Below are 20,868 nucleotides of genomic sequence, written 5' to 3' on the forward strand. Positions count from 1 at the left end.
TGTTTTTCTACTTTCTAAATTGATTAATAGTGGCACTTACCACACTCTTTTCCTCCTAATTGCGCAATAGTTACTTGCTCAACACCGTACTTTTTAGCTAAATCTTCATGAATTTTAGCATAGTACTCATTACCTTTTAAGTCAACCTTAGTCGCCTTATGACAATCTATACACCAACCCATTGTTAATGGAGAATGTTGATACACCTCTTCCATTTCTTCTACAGGTCCGTGACATTTTTGACAAGCTATACCTCCAACTGTTACGTGTTGTGAGTGGTTAAAATATGCAAAATCTGGTAAGTTATGAACTCTAACCCATTTAACTGGTTTAGTATTTCCTGTATACTCTAATTTATCTGCATCCCAACCTGCTGCTTCATAAATCTTAGCGATTTCCTTATCTAAATCTGCTTTTACTAATGTATGGTCATCCATTACTACTTTAGTATCATCAGCAACCTCTGAAATATTTTTATGACAGTTCATACAAACATTTACTGAAGGAATTCCAGATGTTTTACTGTGCTTAGCAGACGAGTGACAGTATTGACAATCGATCTTGTTATCTCCTGCATGAATCTTGTGTGAAAAAGCAATTGGTTGAATTGGTTGATACCCTTCATCAACACCTACTTTAAACAACGTACCAAACAAGAAGTAAGCAGCTACTAAAGCTCCGAAAATCACGGTTAATACTTTTAAGAATGTATTCTGTTTAATTCCTTGCCATAATTCAGCTGTTTGCCCCATTAAACCTGGAGTTTTTGGAGCTCCTTTTAATTCACTAATAGTTTTTAGTAAACTACCAATAATTAAAAACGCTACAACAATTGCCGCAGCTAATATATAAATCAACCACTTAGGCGCCTGATCTCCCTGAGGCTGACCAGCAACTTCAGCTCCTCCAACAGCAGCCTTTTTAACCTCACCTACAGTTGTATAATAAAGAATATCATCGATGTTTTGATCTGTTAACTGCGGAAAAGCAGTCATGTTAGAACCGTTATATTCTTCAAAAATAGCAATCGCATCTTTGTCTCCAGATGCTCTAAGCTCAGCATTGTTCTTAATCCATGCCTTTAACCATTCGTTAGTTCTTTTTTCTTCTACTCCAGCTAACGCAGGACCTACAAGTTTTTTATCTAACTTGTGACAAGAAGCACAAAGAGATTTAAATAATTTCTTTCCTTCTTTTTGACGCGCTTCGTCAATATCTTGTGAAAACGCGGAAGAACTTACTAAGAAAACTAAAAAGAAAGCTAAACTCCTTACTAGAGTTTTGGTTAATCTACTGTGATGATTCACACTTTTCATACTATAAAATATAAGTTTTGTATCTATTTTGGTACAATTTTTTCTGTTACACTATTAAAAAATAGTACACAGAAAGTTGCACAAAAGTACTACTTCTGTCTAAATTGTGAAATGTTAAGAGAATCCTAATCTATAATTTATAATAATTCTAAATAAACAACGTTAACAATGTATTAACTGACAAGTCATTACTTTTGTAAAAAGATTCAACAAAATGAAAAAATACAGCATATTAATCACCTTCTTATTTATTATTGGAGGTAGTGTTTTTAATGTAAAAGCTCAAGATAAACTTACTGAAAACAAAGACATTATTTCGTTAATAGAAAAAAAACGAGCTTACAATAAACATAACGGAAGCGGGTATAGAATACAATTATATAACGGACTTGAAAGACGTGCAAGAAGCTTACGTAATAGATTTAAAATTGAATACCCTGATGTTTACACTAAACTAACTTACAAAGCTCCAGAATGGAAAATACAAGTAGGAAATTACAAAACACGTTTACATGCGGACAGAGCTTTAAATGAGATTCGTGAAAAGTTCTCTGGTGCAATTGTAGTCCCTATGTAATTAAACATATTTTACAGCATAAAAAAAGAGTAATCGTTTGTTCGATTACTCTTTTTTATTTATTAAATCTACTTATTAATAAGCTCTTTTATCACTTCCTTCATAAAAATTGATGAATGCTTGGTTTACTACTCTATGACCTCCATCTGTAGGATAATCTCCAGTAAAATACCAATCTCCTAAATTATCTGGACACGCTTTATGTAATCCACTTACTGGCTGGAATATAACCTCTACATCTGCCTTAATTTCAGCTGTTTTTAGCATCTGTGCAATCTTTGCTGAAACTTCTTCATCGGTAAACGGCGCATAAATTTCTTTTACATAGTTTACTACATCTTTATCCTCACTACCTTCTTGCTGTTTACACTTTTGGTATACTTCATCAACAATATTATATTGATTTGTCTCTTTCAACAATTCTAAAGCAGCTTTAAACGCAATGAAATCGTTAATCTTAGCCATATCAATACCATAACAATCAGGGTAACGGATTTGAGGCGCAGAAGAAACTACTACTATTTTCTTAGGGTTTAGTCTATCTAAAATCTTAATAATACTCTTCTTCAAAGTAGTACCTCTTACAATACTGTCATCTATGATAACTAAGTTATCTGTTGGCTTCACAACACCATAAGTAACGTCATAAACGTGAGCAACTAAATCATCGCGACTACTATCATCAGTAATAAAGGTGCGTAATTTTGCATCTTTAATTGCTATTTTTTCAAAACGTGGTCTTTTAGAAAGAATTTCAATTACTCTTTCTTTTGAAAGCTTTCCTTCACCAGCTAAAATTGCATCTGTCTTCTGTTGATTCAATACATCTTCTGCTGCTTCCATCATTCCGAAAAACGATGTTTCTGCCGTATTTGGTATGTAAGAAAAAACTGAATTTTCTATATCACTATCAATAGACTTTAAAACTTCTGGGAACACATATTTTCCTAAGTTTTTACGTTCTTCATAAATTGAAGCATCACTTCCTCTTGAAAAGTAAATACGCTCAAAAGAACATGCTTTTTTAGGTCTTTCTTCCAAAACCGGAGCCATTGTTGTTTGACCATTCTTCTTGATGATTAATGCATGACCTCTATCAATTTCTTTAATAGTATCAATTGGAACATTGAATACTGTTTGAATCACTGGTCGTTCTGAAGCAACCACTACTACTTCATCATCTTCATAAAAAAATGCTGGACGAATTGCTGAAGGGTCACGCAATACAAAAGCATCTCCATGACCTAACAATCCTGCCATTGCGTAACCACCATCCCAGTTTTTAGCTGAACGCTGTAAAATTCGTTGAATATCTAAGTTTTCTTCTATATAAGGTGAAGCATCTTTTTTATTAAACCCTTCCTCTTTAGCCTTTAAGTACAAATCAGAAACTTCTGACTCTAAAAAATGACCAATCTTCTCCATCACAGTTACTGTATCAGTAAACTCTTTTGGGTGCTGCCCTAAATCAATTAAATCATTTAATAATTGTTTAGAGTTCGTCATATTAAAGTTTCCTGCAACAATTAAACTTTGATGCCTCCAATTACTTTGACGTAAAAATGGATGAACACTCTCTATAGAGTTTTTGCCAAATGTACCGTAACGAACATGTCCTAAAAATAGGTTTCCAATGTAAGGCACATTTTCTTCTTGCCATTTTACATCATCAACCTTATCTGGGTTCTCTTCAAAAACTCCATTGATTCTATGGTTGATTTTTCCAAAAATATCTTGGATTGGTTGTGATTGGTTGGAGCGGATTCTACTTATGTATCTTGTTCCAGGCTCTACATTAAATTTTATACTTGCTAATCCAGCACCGTCTTGTCCTCTATTGTGCTGTTTTTCCATTAACAGGTACATTTTATTTACACCATAAAACGCGGTACCATATTTATCTTTATAGTACTGTAATGGTTTTTTTAAACGAACCATTGCAATTCCGCATTCGTGTTTAATAGCGTCACTCATTTAATTTCAAGTATTTAGTTGTGTTGTAGTTTTGTGTGTTGTATAAAAAAATCCGCAGCAAAAAGCGCGGATTTATAGTTTATGATAGTGCTATATCAAACTGTGTTAATTCTTTAAACGCTTTTAAGCGCGCTTGTACCTCTTCACTAGTTAACGCCTCCATACGCTGTGTTCCGAATTTTTCAACACAGAACGATGCTAAATTAGATCCGTAAATAATTGCACTCTTCATATTTTCGAATGAGATATCTTCTGTTTTGGCTAAATACCCGCAGAAACCTCCTGCAAATGTATCTCCAGCTCCTGTTGGATCAAATACTTCTGCTAGTGGTAATGCTGGTGCAAAGAACATGTTTCCTTCATTAAATAACAAAGCTCCGTGTTCTCCCTTTTTAATTACCACATATTTTGGTCCCATTTCATGAATTTTCTTTGCTGCATTTACCAAAGAGTACTCCCCGCTTAACTGGCGTGCTTCCTCATCGTTAATTGTAATAACATCTACACGTTTTAAAACCTCATGTAAATCGTTTAATGCTATATCCATCCAAAAGTTCATAGTGTCTAATACTACTAACTTTGGTCTTTCATTCATTTGATCTAATACCGATGCTTGTGTTAATGGGTGCAAATTACCTAACATTACAATTGGTGCATCTTTAAAAGACTCTGGAACTACAGGTTGAAAATGCTCTAACACATTCAGTTCAGTTACTAAAGTATCGCGAGAGTTCATATCGTTATGATACTTTCCACTCCAAAAGAAAGTTTTTCCTTCTTTTACTATTTCCACTCCATCAGTATTAATTCCTTTATCGTTCATCATATCTATGTATGATTGTGGAAAATCTCCTCCAACTACAGAAACAACTCCTGTTTGCACTCCAAACTGTGAAGCTGCTAATCCTACAAAAGTTCCTGACCCTCCTAAGATTTTATCAGTTTTTCCAAATGGTGTTTCTATAGCGTCAAGTGCTACTGTTCCTACTGCTAATAATTTACTCATAACTCTACTTAATATTCCTTTACCTAAGGAAATCTATTTGTTTCTTTAAGTCTCTATAAATTACTAAGACTTAAAATTTTACTAATTCTACTCATTAAGGCTTAAACTCTCATGTCAACTGCCTTTTTTGTCGTAATTTTGCGTCTTTAATTAAAAACGGTCTTTTTGACTTTGCAAAAATAGTTTTAAAAAATGACTATCAAAGAAATACAAGAAGAAATTATTGACGAGTTTTCTATGTTTGAAGACTGGATGGAGCGTTATGAGTACATTATAGAGCTAGGTAAATCGCTACCATTAATAGACGAAGCATACAAATTAGATGAAAACCTAATTAAAGGATGTCAATCGAAAGTATGGTTGCATTCTGAGTTAAAAGGTGACACCATTGAGTTTACTGCCGATAGTGATGCTATTTTAACAAAAGGAATTGTGGCTTTATTATTGAGGGTATTTTCTGACCAAACACCTAAGGCCATTTTAGACGCCGATACTGAATTTATAGACGAAATTGGCTTAAAGGAACATTTGAGCCCTACGCGTGCTAACGGATTAGTATCAATGGTAAAACAAATTAAAATGTACGCAATTGCGCAACAAAGCAAGTTAGCGAATTAAAAGAAGTTTAGAATTATGACTGAAGATAAATTAGAAGAATTAGGAGATAAAATAGTTCGTGTATTAAAAACCATTTTCGACCCTGAAATACCTGTTGACATATATGAACTAGGTTTAATTTATGATGTTTTTATATCAGAAGAGAATGATGCCAAAATATTAATGACATTAACTTCTCCTAACTGTCCTGTTGCTGAAACATTACCTGTTGAAGTAGAGGAAAAAGTAAAAACTTTGAAAGAAATCAACAACTGTGAGGTTGAAATCACTTTTGATCCAACTTGGACTCAAGACATGATGAGTGAAGAAGCAAAATTAGAATTAGGAATGCTATAAGGCTTTTGATGTAACTATTAAAAACACAAAGCGTACAACTTTTAAACTTTTCAACTAAATATGGCAGAAGAAATTATAAATAGAGTTGCTAACAGTAAGCTTACTACGATAGATTTAGAAGATTTTTACCCTAAAGGTAAACGTGTAGTGTTTGATATTAAAATTTGGTTGTTTGAAGAATTGATTCTTCGTGAAAAGGATTTTAGAGAATCTGTAAAAAATCATGACTGGACTCAATACCAAGATAGTTATGTTTCATTAACATGTTCCACTGATGCCATTATTCCTTCTTGGGCGTATCTTTTATTGACCACTGAACTTACTCCTTTTGCTAAAAAAGTTGTTGTTGGTGACTTAATATTATTAGAAACTGTAATATATCAAGAGATTATTCATAAGCTAGACACTTCTGAATATAAGGACAAGCCTGTAATAATTAAAGGGTGTGCAAATAAGCCTATACCACCATCAGCATATACCTTATTAATTGAAAAAATCAAACCTGTAGCTAAAACCATCATGTTTGGTGAAGCTTGTTCAACAGTACCGCTTTATAAGAGAAAAAGATAATTAAACTCATAGAACTCCTCAATTTAATAACAAATGAAAAAACTGTTCTTAATCCTGTTTTCTTGTTACTCTTTTTCTATAGTTTCACAAGAAACTAAAAAAGATAGTATTTCTACTGTAGGTTTACAAAACTCACCTTTAGACACTAGTTTTGCTTTCTATATATTTAATAGACGAGTATTTGCAGAACCTCTGATTAAAAAGAATCCTCCAAAAAAATGGACTGTTGTAGGAAAGTATACTTTTCTTTTCAATCAATCATCTTTTTCTAATTGGGCAGCAGGTGGAAATAACACCGTTGCTGGAAATATGACACTTGGTTATGATTTTAACTACAAAAGAAAAAAGTGGAACTGGGATAATAAAGTTATTTCTGCTTATGGAATTAGTTATGTAGATGGTCAAGGAGTAAGAAAAACAGAAGATCAATTTGAATATAACTCTTTACTTGGTTTAAGAACTTCAAAACTATGGTTTTTCTCATTTTTTAGTAATTTTAAAACGCAATACACCAGAGGTTATGATTATAAACAAGAACCAAAGGTAGCTGTTTCAGATTTCTTTTCTCCTGCATATTGGAGTTTTGGCCCTGGTATGTTATGGAAAAAAAATGATGATGCAAGAATAAACGTTGCTCCTGCTTCAGCTCGTTACACATTTGTTTCAGATGAGTTTTCAGGAAAGTATGGTGTAGATGAAGGTAAGAATATAAATTTCAGTTTAGGTTTCAACCTTTCAGCTTATTTTAAAAGCGAAATAATGAAAGATGTTACCATGGAAAGCATTGTAGCAGTATATTCTGATTATTTGAACAAACCACAAAACATTGATATCGATTATCAATTAAATATCTTTGTTAAAATTAATAAAAACCTGTCTACAAACCTTGGCTTACACGCCATTATTGATGACGACGCTTCAAGCAAAGTACAATTTAAAGAAGTGTTTGGTCTTGGTTTAAATTATATTTTTCATAAGACGTGACTTTTAGCGTAATGTTATTGTCTAACCCCTAGGTTAAGCGTACATTCGCGCCCTCAAAAATTAATTTAAAACTATTAAAATGAAAAAATTATTAGCTATTGCTGTTTTGTTTGGAGCATTAACAGTTAACGCTCAAGAAGAAAAAAAAGAAGAACCTAAAGAAGGATGGAAAAGAAGCGGTAACATTTCTTTTTTATTCAACCAATCTGCTTTTAATAATTGGTTAGCTGGTGGTACAAATAACATTTCTGGTACTATTGGATTAAACTATGATTTTAATTACACCAAAGGTGATTGGACTTGGGATAATAAATTAATTGCTTCTTACGGTTTAACAAAGTTAAAAGGAGAAGAAGTACAAAAAACAGATGACCGTTTAGAGTTAAACTCTTTATTAGGAAAAAAAGCCGGCGGATATTGGTATTACTCAGCTTTTTTCAATTTTAAGACTCAAATGTCTTCAACCTATGTTTCTGGCGAGCAAACATCTCATTTCTTTTCTCCTGCATACTTCCAATTTGGACCTGGTATGCTTTGGAAAAAACATGACAATTTAAAAGTAAACATCGCTCCTGCAACTTCTAAGTTAATATATGTACACAAACACTTAACTGATTTTGGACCTGCTTTTGGAGTAGAGCAAAACGAAACTACTCGTTATGAACTAGGTGCCGCAGTTAACGCCTATTACAAATTAGATGTAATGAAAAATGTGTCCGTAGAAAATATATTAAACCTATACAGTAACTACTTGGAAGATTTTCAAAATGTAGATATTGATTACACTGTTAACGTAGTAATGAAAGTTAACAAATACTTATCTGCGAATCTTTCTATGCAAGCTATTTATGACGACAACGCCTTTAGAGGATTCCAAACGAGAGAAGTGTTTGGTCTAGGAATAAATTACGGTTTCTAGAAAAACAAAACATAATAGTAAAGCCTCAAGAATATATTCTTGAGGTTTTCTTTTTTACGTATTTTAGCCTAAAAATTTTAACGAATGACATTATTAATTGTTTACGCCACCTTATCTATATTTTTCTCTTTTTTATGCTCTATATTAGAAGCTGTACTACTAAGTGTTACCCCTACTTTTGTTAATGTTAAAAAGAAAGAAGAAAAAGCTTACGCAAACGATCTTGAAGCTTTAAAAAAAGACGTTGACAAGCCTCTTATTGCTATCTTAACAGTAAACACCATAGCCCATACAGTAGGAGCGATCTTAGTTGGTGCTCAAGCAAAGAAAATATTTAACGACGAAGGAAACGGTGTTTTTATCGTTTCTGCTATAATGACTATTTTAATTTTAGTAGCATCTGAAATTATTCCAAAAACTATCGGAGCAACTTATTGGAAATCTCTAGCTGGTTTTACAACCAAAGCCTTAAATGTGCTAATTTTCTTCTGTAAATACACTGGTGTTATATGGGTACTTCAATTATTTACTAAACTATTTGGTAAAGGAGCACATGGTGAAAGTGTTTTAAGTAGAGAAGATTTTTCCGCTATGACCGATATTGCTGAGCAAGAAGGTGTTTTTCATGAAAGTGAAGGTAAAGTAATTAGAAACATGCTAAACTTTAAAGAAGTTCAAGCTAAACATATTATGACACCTCGCACGGTACTTACTACTGCTGACGAAAACCAAAGCATTGAATCGTTTTTTAATGAAAATAGACCTTTACGCTTTTCTAGAATACCAGTGTATGCTGAAAATCCAGACAACATAACTGGATATGTTTTAAAGGATCAGTTGTTGCTTTCTTTGGTTGATAACAAAGGAAACGAACCTTTAAAAACAATTAAAAGAGAAATTATTATTGCTAGCAGAGAGCTTTCTATTCCTAATTTATTTGAAAAGTTAATTGAGCAAAGAGAGCATTTAGCTTTAGTTGTAGATGAATATGGAGCAGTTAGCGGTTTAGTAACTCAAGAAGACGTTATAGAAACCCTTTTAGGCTATGAAATAATGGATGAGAGTGACAATGTAGCAAACCTACAAAGTTTGGCTAGAAAAAGCTGGGAACAGCGTGCTAAACGATTAGGGATAATTAATGATTCTGAAAACGAATAGTAAACTTACAAGTTTATAAAATAAAAAAGGCGTGAATTAATTCACGCCTTTTTTATTTTATAGTAAACTATTTCTAGTCATTAATTGTCCAAGAAACATAATACATAGAACCAATTAATCCTGATCCTGGTGCAACCATATATTCGTTACCAGTTAAGTTCGTTCCTCCTAATTTAAATCTTGATTTAATTGCAGGCACTCTATAGTTTATTTGTGCATCTAATACAGTTCTTGCATCTACTGTATCATCTAAGAAGCTCGACTGCCAATAGAACTCATCTTGCCATCTTAAATTCACATTAAATCCAAAGTTTTTAAATAAGTTAGGATTTCCAAACATTACTTTTACCTGATGTTCTGGAGTATTAAATCCTGCTTTAAAAGTTGGGTCATCACTTTGATCAAAAACTAATTTTGAATATGTATAGTTAGCTCCTAAGTTAAACGTCTTAAATACTTTTGTATTTAACCCTACACCTACACCATACGAATCAACATTAGCTGATGTATTTGTATTAAGTACAAATGATGTATAATCTCCATTATCTATTGCTGCATCAGCTTGTGCATCTGGTGTTCCATCTGCTTCTAAACCTCCATAATTAGCTACAATAACATCTTTGAATGCTACAAAGTCGTTATACTGGTTATAATAACCATTAATATCTAACTCTAATATATTTCTACTATTTAAGTCGATGATACTTCTATATCCAACTTCATATGAAGTAACTTTTTCTGGCTTAATTGGGTTAACATCAAGTTTAATTCTATTGTCAGCTCCAACTAATGCATTTCCAAAAGCTTGTCTACCTGTAATTACACTAGTAGAACCATCTTGATTAGCTACTATAGTAGAGAAACGATCTAAATTTTCTTGAGAAGTACCTAAAATATATTTACTTGGTCCTGAACGTAACCCAAAGTATTGTTCTAAAGTACTAGGGTTTCTAAACCCTGTTTGATAAGAAGCTCTTAAAATATGATTCTTTGATTCACCTAAAGAATAGTTTAACGCTACCCTTGGAGAAAAGTTACCTTCAAAGTTTTTAGATTTATCATAACGAACAGATCCTGTAAACTTTAACCTATCTTCTAAAAATTTCTTTTGAATTTGAGAGTAAACCCCAACCATATCAAACTCTATACTACTATTTTCATCTGTAAATAAAGTTCCGTTTGAGTTAATATCAAATTTACGGTAAGAACCTCCTACTTGAATCTCTCCCCAACGAATTAAATCCTTGAAGTTATAATTAGCATCAAAGTGATAAAAAGAAGTTTCGTCTTTTATCCCTGCTCCTCCTTTGTTTATTGGAGTATTGATTACTTCTTCTAAAGCTGTTTTAAACTCAGGTGACCCAGGAACATATCTGTTTCTATTAGCAAACCTTCTTGCATCAGCATCATTAAGAGGTGTATACCCAGGAACCGTTATTGCTCCACTATATATGCCTGCATATTCTTGATACCAGTTTTGCGTTGGGTTGTACTTTTCATTTAAAGCAATCGCTGCAAATCGTAAATCGTGACTTTTTCCTGAATCATTTCCTGTATAATATCCTCTTACAAAGAAGTTTTTCCCTATAAGTTCTAATTTATACTGCTCAATAAAGTATCCTTTTTGAGAGAATCTATTTGTTCCTTGATATGTGTTATCTCCACGAGAAAAACGAGAATTTAATACAATCTCTAATGCATCATTTGCCCATGGTCTGATGTGTATAGATCCATCAAATTTTAAGTTATAACCATTATAATTAGTTAAGTCAGCTTCATTGTACCCTGTTCTACTTACATCCAAAGAAGGTAATGCTGAATTTAAATCATTTAAGTTAAAATTAAAATCATCACCATATACATTTACACCATCATAATCAGTATTTGTATTTCTATCTCCATCAATAGCTACTCCACCAATTCCTGTTGTATTTCTAGTATCAACAGCATGCCATTCTTCAGCAGAGAAATAAGTTAAGTTTGCTTTAGCAGCAACATAATCATTAAACTTATATGCCATACGAATTCCTGCGTCATAAAAAGGATTATTACCTGCTGCTTCTTGTGACATAGTACCTGTTTTAATATAAGTACTAATACCCGCATCATCAAAAGGATTTCTACTTCTCATTAACAAAATACCGTTAAAGGCGTTTGCCCCATATAAAGCAGAAGAAGCTCCAGGTAGAATTTCAACATTCTTAACATCTAAATCAGACAATCCTAGAATGTTTCCTGCTGAGAAGTTCAGTGCTGGTATTGATGTTTCTACTCCATCAACTAACTGTACAAATCTAGTATTATCAAAAGTAGAAAAACCACGAGAGTTTACAGATTTAAATCCATAATTCGCCTCACGTGACTCAATTCCTTTTAAGTTTGCTAATCCGTCATAAAATGAAACAGAAGTATTTCTCTTAACATCAACAATACCCATTCTTTCAATAGTTACTGGAGATTCGATAACTCGTTCAGGAGATCTAGATGCTGAAATTACAACTTCATCTAATGCTACACTTTCTTTTAATATTACATTTACTTCTTGGTCTTGTGAAGTAACTTCTATGATTTCTGTTTTATATCCAAAAGCAGAAACTTGTATAGTTATAGGGTAGGTTGACTTAACTTGTAACGTAAATTTTCCTTCAAAATCAGAAGTTGCTCTTGCTTCTCCTGAAAGAATTACTGCATTTGGAAAAGGCTCCAAGTATTCGTCGTAAATTTTTCCATTTACTGTAGTTTGTGCATAAATAGCCATACTACACACTACCAAAACTATGGATAGTAGTTTTTTAAACATAATGTTTATTTTAATTGATTTGTATTAAGTTATTATTGGTTTATTTACTCATCTAGAGCAAACATAATAGGGAATCCGTATTTTACAGAGGTTTCATCTCCTGACTTTTTAGCAGGTACAAACTGTGGTAATTGAGATACCACACGAATAGCTTCGTTGTTTAGTAGCTCTCCATTTTTTGGTCCTAAAGTTTTAATATTCTTAACCTGACCATTTTTATCAATAATAAAACGCACCCAAACTTCTCCTTGAATAGATTCTTTTACCGCTTGACTAGGGTATCTGAAGTGTTTTTGAATATGCTTTACCATTTCAACATTAAAACAATCTAACCTTTCATTTTTCTTTGCCTTTTTACATGCAGTAAACAAAGGGATTCTATCAACTGTAGTAAATTTTTCAGCTTTTCTTACTTCTTCTGCTGATAGTTTACTTGTTATGTTTTCAAGATTATTTTTAAAAGTTAAAGGTTGATTTAATTCTTCTTGAGGAGTTGTACTCTCTAATGCCGCAGTTCCTGCTCCCGATAATTCCGTAGCACTTGAAACCACTTTCTTTTTTGATATTTCTCTCTTTTTTAAATACCTTCTATTAGCAGATACTTTTACAGAGATTTGTCGTGTACCTTTATTTTTCTTGTCTTTTGGAGCAATAGTACATTTTGTTATACTATTTAAATCTACTAAAGACTCTTCAGGGGTTTCACATACTTCACGTTGTGACACAACATTAGTAGCATAAAAACAAACTAATGTAATAACTAAAATAATTTTTCTCATACCTAAGGGGTTTAACATTTTTTCAATCAACTAATTATAGTTCATTATTTGTGAAAAACATGGCGTGCAAAGGTATTCTTTTTTTTACATAAAATAAATTATTTTAACACACTAATATTCAGAGCTATTTAAGCTAAAGTTCATAGGAAAGCTGTATGCTACTCTTGTATTTTTTCCTTGTTGTTTCCCTGGTGTAAAATTTGGAAGTAATAACACAATTCTTTTAGCCTCTTTTTTTAAGATTTCATGTGCATTTGCTCCTTCCGTTTTAATATCTGTCACTTTTCCAGTTTCATCAATTACAAAACTTACTAGTACTTCTCCTTCAATTCCTTTATCTAAGGCTTCTTCAGGGTATTTTAGTGTATTAATTATATGGTTTTGCATTTCATAATTAAAACAGTCTACCTTATCCATTAAAGGATCAGCACAAGATAAAAACATAGGAATTTCATCTACTACATCAAAAGAAGTAGCTTTTTTGATTAATTTTCTTGTAATTGGAAATATATTATACAAGCGACATGAAGCTAAGTCACTAGTTGTTTTAATCAATTTAATTTTGTTAGCTTCTATATCATTAGCTAAACTAACAACTTTTTCAAAGTAAACACGTTTTCTAAAATGCCTTCTACTAGAAATTGTAGTTACAACAGTAGGAGTTACCTCACTACTTTTTTCTACTTTTTTTTCTACTAAACACTTGTCTACAACGTTTACATCTACTGAATGGGAAGTTTCAGATGTACATTTCTCTTGTGCTATAGTAAATTGTAAACCACAACATAGTAACAAGAGGGTAATTATATTTTTCATCATGATCTATTCAGATTAACACATGGTAACTCAAAAAGAGCGGACATTTCACCTGGTCTTAAATTCATTATTTAAAACTTTATGAATACTTGGTAAGTTAGCTGGTTAAATAAGATTAATTACTTACGTAAGTTTTAGGATTTCTTATTAACTAATTGATCTAATGAAAATCGTCTAGATTTTGTTTGTGAAGTTTTATTATTTTTCATTTTCAGGGGGATAAAATGGTTAAAAATATTAATTTACAATGCTTTATAAAACACAGAGAAAACTATGTTAGCGAATATAAATATAATAAAAAAGAACTTAAAGTTGCAATTCTTTAAGTTCTTTTTAAGTTATGGCTGTGTTTTTTTACTGTAAAAAACTAATATTCTTGGTATAAGAAATCATTATATGGAAAGCGCTGAATGTGTATTTTTTTCACTTCTTCATACACTTTATCTTTAAAATTCTCTAGGTTATCTTTATTTAAAGCTGAAATAAAAATACTCTCTGTTTCTAAATCATTCATCCATGTTCTTTTCCAATCTTCTAACGTATAATGTTCTTTTGTTTTTTCTGTAACTAAGTCATCTTCATCAATAGTTTCATGAGTATAAGCATCTATTTTATTAAATACCATAACCGTAGGCTTATCCTTACTATCAATCTCATCTAAAATTTTATTTACAGAATCAATATGATCTTCAAAATTGGGGTGTGATATATCTACTACATGTAATAATAAATCAGCTTCACGAACTTCGTCTAAGGTAGATTTGAACGACTCTACTAATTGAGTTGGTAACTTTCTTATAAACCCAACAGTATCTGTCATTAAAAAGGGGATATTCTTTATTACTACTTTTCTTACTGTAGTATCAAGCGTTGCGAACAACTTATTTTCTGCAAACACCTCACTTTTACTCACTACATTCATTAAAGTAGATTTACCAACATTGGTATATCCTACCAAAGCAACACGAACCATTTTTCCACGGTTTTTACGTTGCACAGACATTTGTTTATCAATAGTTACTAACTTCTTTTTTAGTAACGAGATTTTATCACGAATAATACGACGGTCTGTTTCTATTTCTGTTTCCCCAGGTCCACGCATACCAATTCCTCCTTTTTGTTTATCAAGGTGTGTCCACATTCTTGTTAATCGAGGTAATAAATATTGATATTGCGCTAGCTCTACCTGTGCTTTTGCCGAACTCGTTTGTGCTCTGCTGGCAAAAATATCTAGTATTAAATTGGTTCTATCTAAAATTTTACAATCTAAAAAACGCTCAACATTTCTAAGTTGAGCTGGTGATAGCTCATCATCAAAAATGGCTGTTCCAATATCATTTGACTCTATATACGCTTTTACATCTTCTAACTTTCCTGTTCCTATAAAAGTTTTTGGGTGTGGTTTGTCTAGTTTTTGAACAAAACGTTTAACAGCTACTCCTCCAGCTGTAAGCGTTAAAAACTCTAGTTCATCAAGATATTCTTCTGATTTCTTTTCATCTTGATGTTGGGTTATAATACCTATTAAAACCGCTTTTTCTGATATGGCTTCTCTTGTTTCTATCATACATTGCAAAAGTACAAATTTATCAACGCATGTTTTTAACTTTCTTTTGGTATTAAAATCACTACAACAGCTTTTTTATAGTAGTTTTCAATATGGGTAAAACGTCTTTTTCAAACCACGGATTTTTAGTTAACCAAAACCTATTTCTTGGTGATGGGTGAGGTAACACAAAATAATTGGGTAGATATTCTTCAAAGTTATTCACTGTCTCAGTAAGTGTTCTTTTTGCTTGCTCTTTTAAGTAGTAGTTTTGAGCATACATTCCAATTAAAATAACCAGCTTTACATTAGACATTTCTTTTAGTAATGGTTGATGCCATTTCGGGGCACATTCTTTTCTAGGTGGCAGATCTCCTGATTTTCCTTTTCCTGGATAACAAAAACCCATTGGAATTATTCCAAAATTGTTGGTGTTGTAAAATTGTTCATCGGTAACATCTAACCATTTTCTTAATTGTTTTCCGCTAGCATCATCCCAAGGAACTCCAGATTTGTGTACTTTGGTTCCTGGTGCTTGACCTACAATAATAATTTTTGACTTTCTATTAGCTAAAATCACAGGGTTAGGCTCTATATGTTCCTCACATATTTTACATTCTTTTATTTTCCTTAGAAGATTCTCCACACTGTAAAGTTAATATTTATGCATAAAAAAACACTCGATTACAATGTAATCGAGTGTTTTTAACTTTAACTATTTAAGTCTTAATTGTTAATTGCATAACTAGCACCATTACCTAAATCTGATAAAAATGCCATAATAGTTTTCATTAATTTTTTTCCTTTTTTGGTTAGTAGTTGTCTTTTCATTTTTTTAGATATTTTATTAATTTCCCTGAGGTAAAATTAACATACAACTATCTGAAAACTAATAGGGTTTTTGCCCTTTTCAATCTACTAAACCACTCTTTTTCTATCAGTGAAAAAGGAGAATTAACACCAGAAAATTATATATATTAGTAATATCGTATCTATAAAATCTTTATAAAATCATCGAAAGCAACATAATAGGGTTTGTTTTTAAAAACTGGTAAATCTACACTTTCAGCATTTGCAATCCCTATACCTGCATACCAAACCTTAGCATTTTGTTTTTCTGCGTGCTTTTTAAATGTTTCCATCCACAATACATCATACTCTTGTGGTGACTGAATATTATTAGTAGTCTTTACTAAAACAAATATGGTAGGTTCTTCTTTTTTATACAACACGAACTGCGGATATCTTTTTAACTCACTGTTTATTGCAATAAACTCATAGCCCATTTCTTGTAACTTTTTACCTACAATGTTCATCCCTAAATTATGAAGTTCTTGTTCTGTAAGTGCTTGCATTATTTTCGTTTCTTATTGCGTTTGTTATAGTTTTTATCTCCTCTTGTTTTAGGTTTTTTATACTTCTTAGCAATTTCTCTTCGGTATGAACCTCCTTGGTTTGTTTTTTTATTCTTTTCCTTTTTCTCATGAAAAGCAGGTCCTGGAATATATTCTTGTGACGTTCTATTCTTATTGACCTCTCTATCTTCTTTTGGTCGCTCTTCTTCTGTTAATTCCTTAGAAATCTCAACCTGCTCTGGAATTTCTAACTTAGGAACTTCATAATCCATCAATTCCTCAATTCTTTGTTTAGCTTCCTGCTCTTTTTCTGTAGCAAATAAAATTGCTTTTCCTTCTCGTTCTGCACGACCTGTACGACCTATTCTATGCATATAGTTTTCAGGGAAGTGAGGTACGTTAAAATTTATTACATGTGTTACTTCTTCTAAATCTAATCCACGTGCAATTACATCGGTAGCTATTAAAATTCGTTTTTCTCCTTGGTTGAATTGCTCTATAGAACGTAAACGATAATTTTGCGTTTTATTTGAATGAATTACGCAAGCTTGTGATGGATACTCTTCTGCAACACAATCAAACAACCTGTCTGCATTTCGCTTATTAGGCGCAAACACTAACACTTTACTAAACTCTGATTTATCAAATAATAAATAGTTTAATAAATTGACTTTTGTGTAAAAATTAGGAACATCATAACTCGTTTGCTGAATATTGTCTAGTGGTGTTCCACTAACTGCAATCGCTATTTTATGTGGAGCGATAAAGAAATTGTCAATTAAAGCTTCCACATCCTCCGTCATGGTTGCTGAAAACATGATGTTTTGACGTCTTTGAGGTAATAAATCAAAAATGTTTAACAACTGAAAGCGAAAGCCTAAATCGAGCATTACATCTACTTCATCGATTACTAATTTCTGAATAGATTTTAACTTTAAAACATTACTCAACGCCAAATCGTACAAACGCCCTGGAGTAGCTACAATAATATCTGTTCCTTGCATTACTGCTTCTTTATGACGATTTAAGTTGACTCCTCCATAAACACCAACAGTACGTAATGTAATGTATTTTGCTAACTTTTCAATCTCTTCTACCACCTGCACTACTAATTCTCGTGTAGGCACCAATATCATCACTCTTGGGTGTTGTTGTTTCGAAAACTTTAAATCACGTAATATAGGCAATAAGTACCCAAAAGTTTTACCTGTACCTGTTTGTGCTATCCCCACTACATCTTTTCCTGAACGAATTACAGGAAAGGCTTGTTCTTGAATAGGTGTTGGATTTACAAAACCTAATTCTTCAATTGAGTTTCTAAGTGGATTTGATAAGTCTAAATCTTGAAAAGTCGTCATTAACAATAATTTGCTGCAAAGGTACAACCAATATTTTGTATATTTAAAGGAGTAAATCCTTTTTGATTATGGAAATACCTAAACGATTAGAACAAGCGCTTATTAAGCTTTATAATGCTTTTCATAACGATGAATTGAATCCTGAATGTTGTTCAGCATGTGCGGTTGGGAATATATTAGATAATCGAGATAGCTGGAAACACCTAACAAATGGTCATGGTTCTTTGAGATTAAGCTATGTGGGTAGGGTACATCAAAATTTAGGCAGAAAGTTTAATGGTTATACTCCACTTGAGCTATTACACATTGAAAAAATATTTTTAGAAGCATGTGGTTTTGTTGTTCCATTATGTCATTACAATTCTAAACCTCAAAACCCTACTGATAAAGAAAGGTTATTTAACGGTTTATACGCTGTAGTTGCACATTTATGCAAACTCGAAGACATACCCAATGTTATGGACTATGCTAGGGTTTTTGAATATGAACAAGATAGTCCTGTATATAAATTTGATGTAATTTATGAGTAACTCTTTTTTGCTAAAAACGTTGTCTTGCTTTTATTACATCTAAACCTTATCTTTTTAAGTATAAAAAAAACCGATACAAGCTTGTATCGGTTTTATAATATAATGTATTAAACACTAAGTGTCTATCCTCCAAAGTCATCAAAACGAATGTTTTCGTCATCTAAACCAAAATCTTCACCCATTTTTTGTACTGCTTTGTTCATTAATGGTGGTCCACAGAAATATAATTCTAAATCCTCAGGACTTTCATGTTTGGATAAATATTGATCTATTACAACTTGGTGAATAAACCCAACAAAACCATCTCCGCTTTCATCATTAATGTCCTTTTTAACCTTCCAGTTATCTTCTTCTAATGGCTCAGATAATGCCAAGTAGAATTTAAAGTTTGGAAAGTCTTTTTCTAACGCTCTAAAGTAGTGAATGTAGAATAATTCTGCTTTAGAACGACCTCCGTACCAGTATGTTACTTTTCTACCAGTCTTTAAAGTTCTAAATAAATGATAAATATGTGAACGCATTGGTGCCATACCAGCTCCACCACCTACATATAACATTTCAGCTTCAGAATCATTGATGAAGAATTCACCATAAGGTCCAGAAATAGTTACTTTATCTCCTGGCTTTTGATTAAAAATATACGAAGATGCCACCCCTGGATTTACATCCATCCATCCGCCTTTAGCACGGTCAAAAGGAGGTGTTGCTACACGAACATTTAACATGATTTCCCTTCCTTCTGCAGGGTAAGAAGCCATAGAGTATGCTCTCTCTACAGTTTCTTCATTCTTCATTACTAATGGCCTTAGGTTAAATTTATCCCAATCAGCCTCAAATTTATCAGGTTCACCTGGATGATCTTGCGGATGTGCAGAAATATCCATATCAGCATATTTTACTTCACATGGTGGTATTTCAATTTGAATATACCCACCTGCTTTATAATCCATTTCTTCTGGAATCTCAACTACAAACTCCTTAATAAATGTTGCTACGTTATAGTTTCTTACAACAGTTGCTTCCCATTTCTTAATTCCGAAAATTTCTTCTGGAATAGAGATATCCATATCTTGCTTTACTTTTACCTGACATGCTAAACGGATACCGTGTTGTAATTCTTTACGTGTAAAGTGTGGTGTTTCTGTAGGTAAAGCTTCTCCTCCACCAGAGTTAACGTGACACTCACATTGTACACAAGAACCACCACCACCACAAGCTGATGGTAAGAAGATTTTTTCATTACCTAAGGTAGATAATAAAGTTCCTCCTGATGCTACTTCTATTGTTTTTTCACCATTGATTGTAATCTTTACAGGTCCAGATGGTGCCAATTTTTGCTTAACAAATAATAATAAAGCTACTAAAACCAAGATTACCGCTAAAAACGCTAATACTGTAATAGCAACTGTTCCTCCTGTGCTTACTTCTAAAAATACCATTATTCTGTAATTTCTTTAGTGTTATTAGCTAATTCTTCTGCTTTCTCTTCAGTCTTTTCAGTTTCCTCTACTACCTTTTCTTCAACTTCTTTCTTTTCAACCTTAACTTCAGCAGTTTCTTCTTTTTTACCTGCATCATCACCTCCAGTTAACATTCCACCGAAACTCATAAATCCGATAGCCATTAAACCTGTAATAATGAATGTAATACCCAAACCTCTTAATGCTGGTGGCACAGATGAGTATCTGATTTTTTCACGAATAGCTGCAATTGCTAAAATTGCTAAAAACCACCCGATTCCTGAACCAATACCGTACGTAAATGATAAACCTAATGTTGGAATTTCACGAGATTGCATAAATAAAGATCCTCCTAAAATTGCACAGTTTACTGCAATTAACGGTAAGAAAATACCTAAAGAGTTATATAATGCTGGTGCGAATTTTTCAACAATAATTTCTACTAATTGTACCATGGTTGCAATTGTTGCAATAAACATGATAAATGATAAGAAACTTAGGTCATAATCTACATACTCTTCTCCTAACCACTTTAAAGCTCCAGGTTGTAATAAGTATTGATCTAACAACCAGTTTACTGGTACTGTAACTGCTAATACAAAGATTACTGCAGCTCCTAAACCTACGGCTGTTGATACTTTTTTAGATACAGCAAGGTAAGAACACATTCCTAAGAAGGTAGCAAATACCATGTTATCTATAAATATCGATTTGAAAAATAATTCTATATGTTCCATTTTCTATATTTTTAATGAACACTAACTTA

General features: G+C 32.4%; 20 protein-coding genes. 8 read left to right on the plus strand and 12 right to left on the minus strand.

Translation table 11 applies throughout. The annotated features are described in order from the left end of the window. Nucleotides 1-23: 23 nt before the first annotated feature. Nucleotides 24-1,316: a c-type cytochrome gene (locus VCM48_RS08495; protein ID WP_482270232.1), complete on the minus strand. Its 1,293-nt coding sequence runs from the start codon at nucleotides 1,314-1,316 to the stop codon at nucleotides 24-26. A gap of 214 nt (nucleotides 1,317-1,530) precedes the next feature. On the opposite strand from VCM48_RS08495, the gene VCM48_RS08500 reads away from it, so the two are divergent. Further along, nucleotides 1,531-1,893: an SPOR domain-containing protein gene (locus tag VCM48_RS08500; protein ID WP_274638590.1), complete on the plus strand. Its 363-nt coding sequence runs from the start codon at nucleotides 1,531-1,533 to the stop codon at nucleotides 1,891-1,893. 75 nt (nucleotides 1,894-1,968) lie between these two features. Here the strand turns inward: VCM48_RS08500 and VCM48_RS08505 are convergent, their stop codons facing one another. Both VCM48_RS08505 and VCM48_RS08510 read right to left on the minus strand, forming a co-directional pair. Continuing rightward, entirely contained in the window at nucleotides 1,969-3,867 is a 1,899-nt protein-coding gene (locus VCM48_RS08505) for an amidophosphoribosyltransferase (RefSeq protein WP_274638591.1), read from the minus strand. Between the two features lie 79 nt (nucleotides 3,868-3,946). Beyond that, nucleotides 3,947-4,873 carry a PfkB family carbohydrate kinase gene (locus tag VCM48_RS08510; RefSeq protein ID WP_482270233.1) on the minus strand — a complete coding sequence of 309 codons (927 nt, stop codon included), beginning with the start codon at nucleotides 4,871-4,873 and terminating at the stop codon, nucleotides 3,947-3,949. Between the two features lie 192 nt (nucleotides 4,874-5,065). Between VCM48_RS08510 and VCM48_RS08515 the strand changes: the two genes are divergently transcribed. The 6 genes from VCM48_RS08515 (at nucleotide 5,066) to VCM48_RS08540 (ending at nucleotide 9,458) form a co-directional block, all read left to right on the plus strand. Next, nucleotides 5,066-5,491 carry a SufE family protein gene (locus VCM48_RS08515; protein ID WP_274638593.1) on the plus strand — a complete coding sequence of 142 codons (426 nt, stop codon included), beginning with the start codon at nucleotides 5,066-5,068 and terminating at the stop codon, nucleotides 5,489-5,491. Between the two features lie 15 nt (nucleotides 5,492-5,506). Further along, the gene (locus VCM48_RS08520) at nucleotides 5,507-5,827 is read left to right on the plus strand and encodes a DUF59 domain-containing protein (RefSeq protein WP_115899355.1); all 321 of its coding nucleotides are present in this window, start codon (nucleotides 5,507-5,509) and stop codon (nucleotides 5,825-5,827) included. 60 nt (nucleotides 5,828-5,887) lie between these two features. Next, nucleotides 5,888-6,397, plus strand: coding sequence for a DUF2480 family protein (locus VCM48_RS08525; RefSeq protein WP_482270234.1), 510 nt, complete (start codon nucleotides 5,888-5,890; stop codon nucleotides 6,395-6,397). Between the two features lie 33 nt (nucleotides 6,398-6,430). Then, nucleotides 6,431-7,381, plus strand: coding sequence for a DUF3078 domain-containing protein (locus tag VCM48_RS08530; protein WP_482270235.1), 951 nt, complete (start codon nucleotides 6,431-6,433; stop codon nucleotides 7,379-7,381). A gap of 79 nt (nucleotides 7,382-7,460) precedes the next feature. Next, nucleotides 7,461-8,300 carry a DUF3078 domain-containing protein gene (locus VCM48_RS08535; protein WP_482270236.1) on the plus strand — a complete coding sequence of 280 codons (840 nt, stop codon included), beginning with the start codon at nucleotides 7,461-7,463 and terminating at the stop codon, nucleotides 8,298-8,300. 84 nt (nucleotides 8,301-8,384) lie between these two features. Next, a complete protein-coding gene (locus VCM48_RS08540) occupies nucleotides 8,385-9,458 on the plus strand; it encodes a CNNM domain-containing protein (protein WP_482270237.1) in 1,074 nt (357 codons plus the stop codon). A gap of 73 nt (nucleotides 9,459-9,531) precedes the next feature. Here the strand turns inward: VCM48_RS08540 and VCM48_RS08545 are convergent, their stop codons facing one another. The 7 genes from VCM48_RS08545 to VCM48_RS08575 form a co-directional block, all read right to left on the minus strand. Next, nucleotides 9,532-12,258: a TonB-dependent receptor gene (locus tag VCM48_RS08545; RefSeq protein WP_482270238.1), complete on the minus strand. Its 2,727-nt coding sequence runs from the start codon at nucleotides 12,256-12,258 to the stop codon at nucleotides 9,532-9,534. Between the two features lie 44 nt (nucleotides 12,259-12,302). Then, entirely contained in the window at nucleotides 12,303-13,037 is a 735-nt protein-coding gene (locus VCM48_RS08550) for an energy transducer TonB (RefSeq protein WP_440120111.1), read from the minus strand. A 111-nt stretch (nucleotides 13,038-13,148) separates the two neighbouring features. After that, nucleotides 13,149-13,856 carry an energy transducer TonB gene (locus VCM48_RS08555; RefSeq protein ID WP_482270239.1) on the minus strand — a complete coding sequence of 236 codons (708 nt, stop codon included), beginning with the start codon at nucleotides 13,854-13,856 and terminating at the stop codon, nucleotides 13,149-13,151. A gap of 364 nt (nucleotides 13,857-14,220) precedes the next feature. Then, nucleotides 14,221-15,420 carry a GTPase HflX gene (gene hflX / locus VCM48_RS08560; protein WP_482270240.1) on the minus strand — a complete coding sequence of 400 codons (1,200 nt, stop codon included), beginning with the start codon at nucleotides 15,418-15,420 and terminating at the stop codon, nucleotides 14,221-14,223. Between the two features lie 61 nt (nucleotides 15,421-15,481). Then, the gene (locus tag VCM48_RS08565; RefSeq protein WP_482270241.1) at nucleotides 15,482-16,045 is read right to left on the minus strand and encodes a uracil-DNA glycosylase family protein; all 564 of its coding nucleotides are present in this window, start codon (nucleotides 16,043-16,045) and stop codon (nucleotides 15,482-15,484) included. A gap of 346 nt (nucleotides 16,046-16,391) precedes the next feature. After that, nucleotides 16,392-16,754: a Na(+)-translocating NADH-quinone reductase subunit F gene (locus tag VCM48_RS08570; RefSeq protein WP_274638603.1), complete on the minus strand. Its 363-nt coding sequence runs from the start codon at nucleotides 16,752-16,754 to the stop codon at nucleotides 16,392-16,394. Then, on the minus strand, nucleotides 16,754-18,112 hold the full coding sequence (locus tag VCM48_RS08575; protein ID WP_482270242.1) for a DEAD/DEAH box helicase: 1,359 nt from the start codon (nucleotides 18,110-18,112) through the stop codon (nucleotides 16,754-16,756). Before VCM48_RS08575 ends, VCM48_RS08570 begins: the two co-directional genes overlap by 1 nt. A gap of 68 nt (nucleotides 18,113-18,180) precedes the next feature. On the opposite strand from VCM48_RS08575, the gene VCM48_RS08580 reads away from it, so the two are divergent. After that, entirely contained in the window at nucleotides 18,181-18,642 is a 462-nt protein-coding gene (locus VCM48_RS08580; RefSeq protein ID WP_482270243.1) for a Na(+)-translocating NADH-quinone reductase subunit F, read from the plus strand. A 122-nt stretch (nucleotides 18,643-18,764) separates the two neighbouring features. Here the strand turns inward: VCM48_RS08580 and nqrF are convergent, their stop codons facing one another. Next, nucleotides 18,765-20,081, minus strand: coding sequence for an NADH:ubiquinone reductase (Na(+)-transporting) subunit F (gene nqrF / locus VCM48_RS08585; protein WP_274638606.1), 1,317 nt, complete (start codon nucleotides 20,079-20,081; stop codon nucleotides 18,765-18,767). Beyond that, entirely contained in the window at nucleotides 20,081-20,839 is a 759-nt protein-coding gene (nqrE, locus tag VCM48_RS08590; protein WP_099215192.1) for an NADH:ubiquinone reductase (Na(+)-transporting) subunit E, read from the minus strand. Before nqrE ends, nqrF begins: the two co-directional genes overlap by 1 nt. Nucleotides 20,840-20,868: the final 29 nt, after the last annotated feature.

The sequence above is a fragment of the Tenacibaculum sp. DPLXC6 genome (assembly GCF_056815515.1).

Bases quoted from the DNA above. Each gene is read 5' to 3' on its own strand.
- VCM48_RS08500 (WP_274638590.1), top strand. From the start codon at position 1,531: ATGAAAAAATACAGCATATTAATCACCTTCTTATTTATTATTGGAGGT.
- VCM48_RS08520 (WP_115899355.1), top strand. From the start codon at position 5,507: ATGACTGAAGATAAATTAGAAGAATTAGGAGATAAAATAGTTCGTGTA.
- VCM48_RS08570 (WP_274638603.1), bottom strand. From the start codon at position 16,754: ATGCAAGCACTTACAGAACAAGAACTTCATAATTTAGGGATGAACATT.
- VCM48_RS08555 (WP_482270239.1), bottom strand. From the start codon at position 13,856: ATGATGAAAAATATAATTACCCTCTTGTTACTATGTTGTGGTTTACAA.
- hflX (WP_482270240.1), bottom strand. From the start codon at position 15,420: ATGATAGAAACAAGAGAAGCCATATCAGAAAAAGCGGTTTTAATAGGT.
- VCM48_RS08580 (WP_482270243.1), top strand. From the start codon at position 18,181: ATGGAAATACCTAAACGATTAGAACAAGCGCTTATTAAGCTTTATAAT.
- VCM48_RS08515 (WP_274638593.1), top strand. From the start codon at position 5,066: ATGACTATCAAAGAAATACAAGAAGAAATTATTGACGAGTTTTCTATG.
- VCM48_RS08525 (WP_482270234.1), top strand. From the start codon at position 5,888: ATGGCAGAAGAAATTATAAATAGAGTTGCTAACAGTAAGCTTACTACG.
- nqrF (WP_274638606.1), bottom strand. From the start codon at position 20,081: ATGGTATTTTTAGAAGTAAGCACAGGAGGAACAGTTGCTATTACAGTA.
- VCM48_RS08530 (WP_482270235.1), top strand. From the start codon at position 6,431: ATGAAAAAACTGTTCTTAATCCTGTTTTCTTGTTACTCTTTTTCTATA.
- VCM48_RS08535 (WP_482270236.1), top strand. From the start codon at position 7,461: ATGAAAAAATTATTAGCTATTGCTGTTTTGTTTGGAGCATTAACAGTT.
- VCM48_RS08575 (WP_482270242.1), bottom strand. From the start codon at position 18,112: ATGACGACTTTTCAAGATTTAGACTTATCAAATCCACTTAGAAACTCA.
- VCM48_RS08510 (WP_482270233.1), bottom strand. From the start codon at position 4,873: ATGAGTAAATTATTAGCAGTAGGAACAGTAGCACTTGACGCTATAGAA.
- VCM48_RS08505 (WP_274638591.1), bottom strand. From the start codon at position 3,867: ATGAGTGACGCTATTAAACACGAATGCGGAATTGCAATGGTTCGTTTA.
- VCM48_RS08545 (WP_482270238.1), bottom strand. From the start codon at position 12,258: ATGTTTAAAAAACTACTATCCATAGTTTTGGTAGTGTGTAGTATGGCT.
- VCM48_RS08550 (WP_440120111.1), bottom strand. From the start codon at position 13,037: ATGAGAAAAATTATTTTAGTTATTACATTAGTTTGTTTTTATGCTACT.
- nqrE (WP_099215192.1), bottom strand. From the start codon at position 20,839: ATGGAACATATAGAATTATTTTTCAAATCGATATTTATAGATAACATG.
- VCM48_RS08540 (WP_482270237.1), top strand. From the start codon at position 8,385: ATGACATTATTAATTGTTTACGCCACCTTATCTATATTTTTCTCTTTT.
- VCM48_RS08495 (WP_482270232.1), bottom strand. From the start codon at position 1,316: ATGAAAAGTGTGAATCATCACAGTAGATTAACCAAAACTCTAGTAAGG.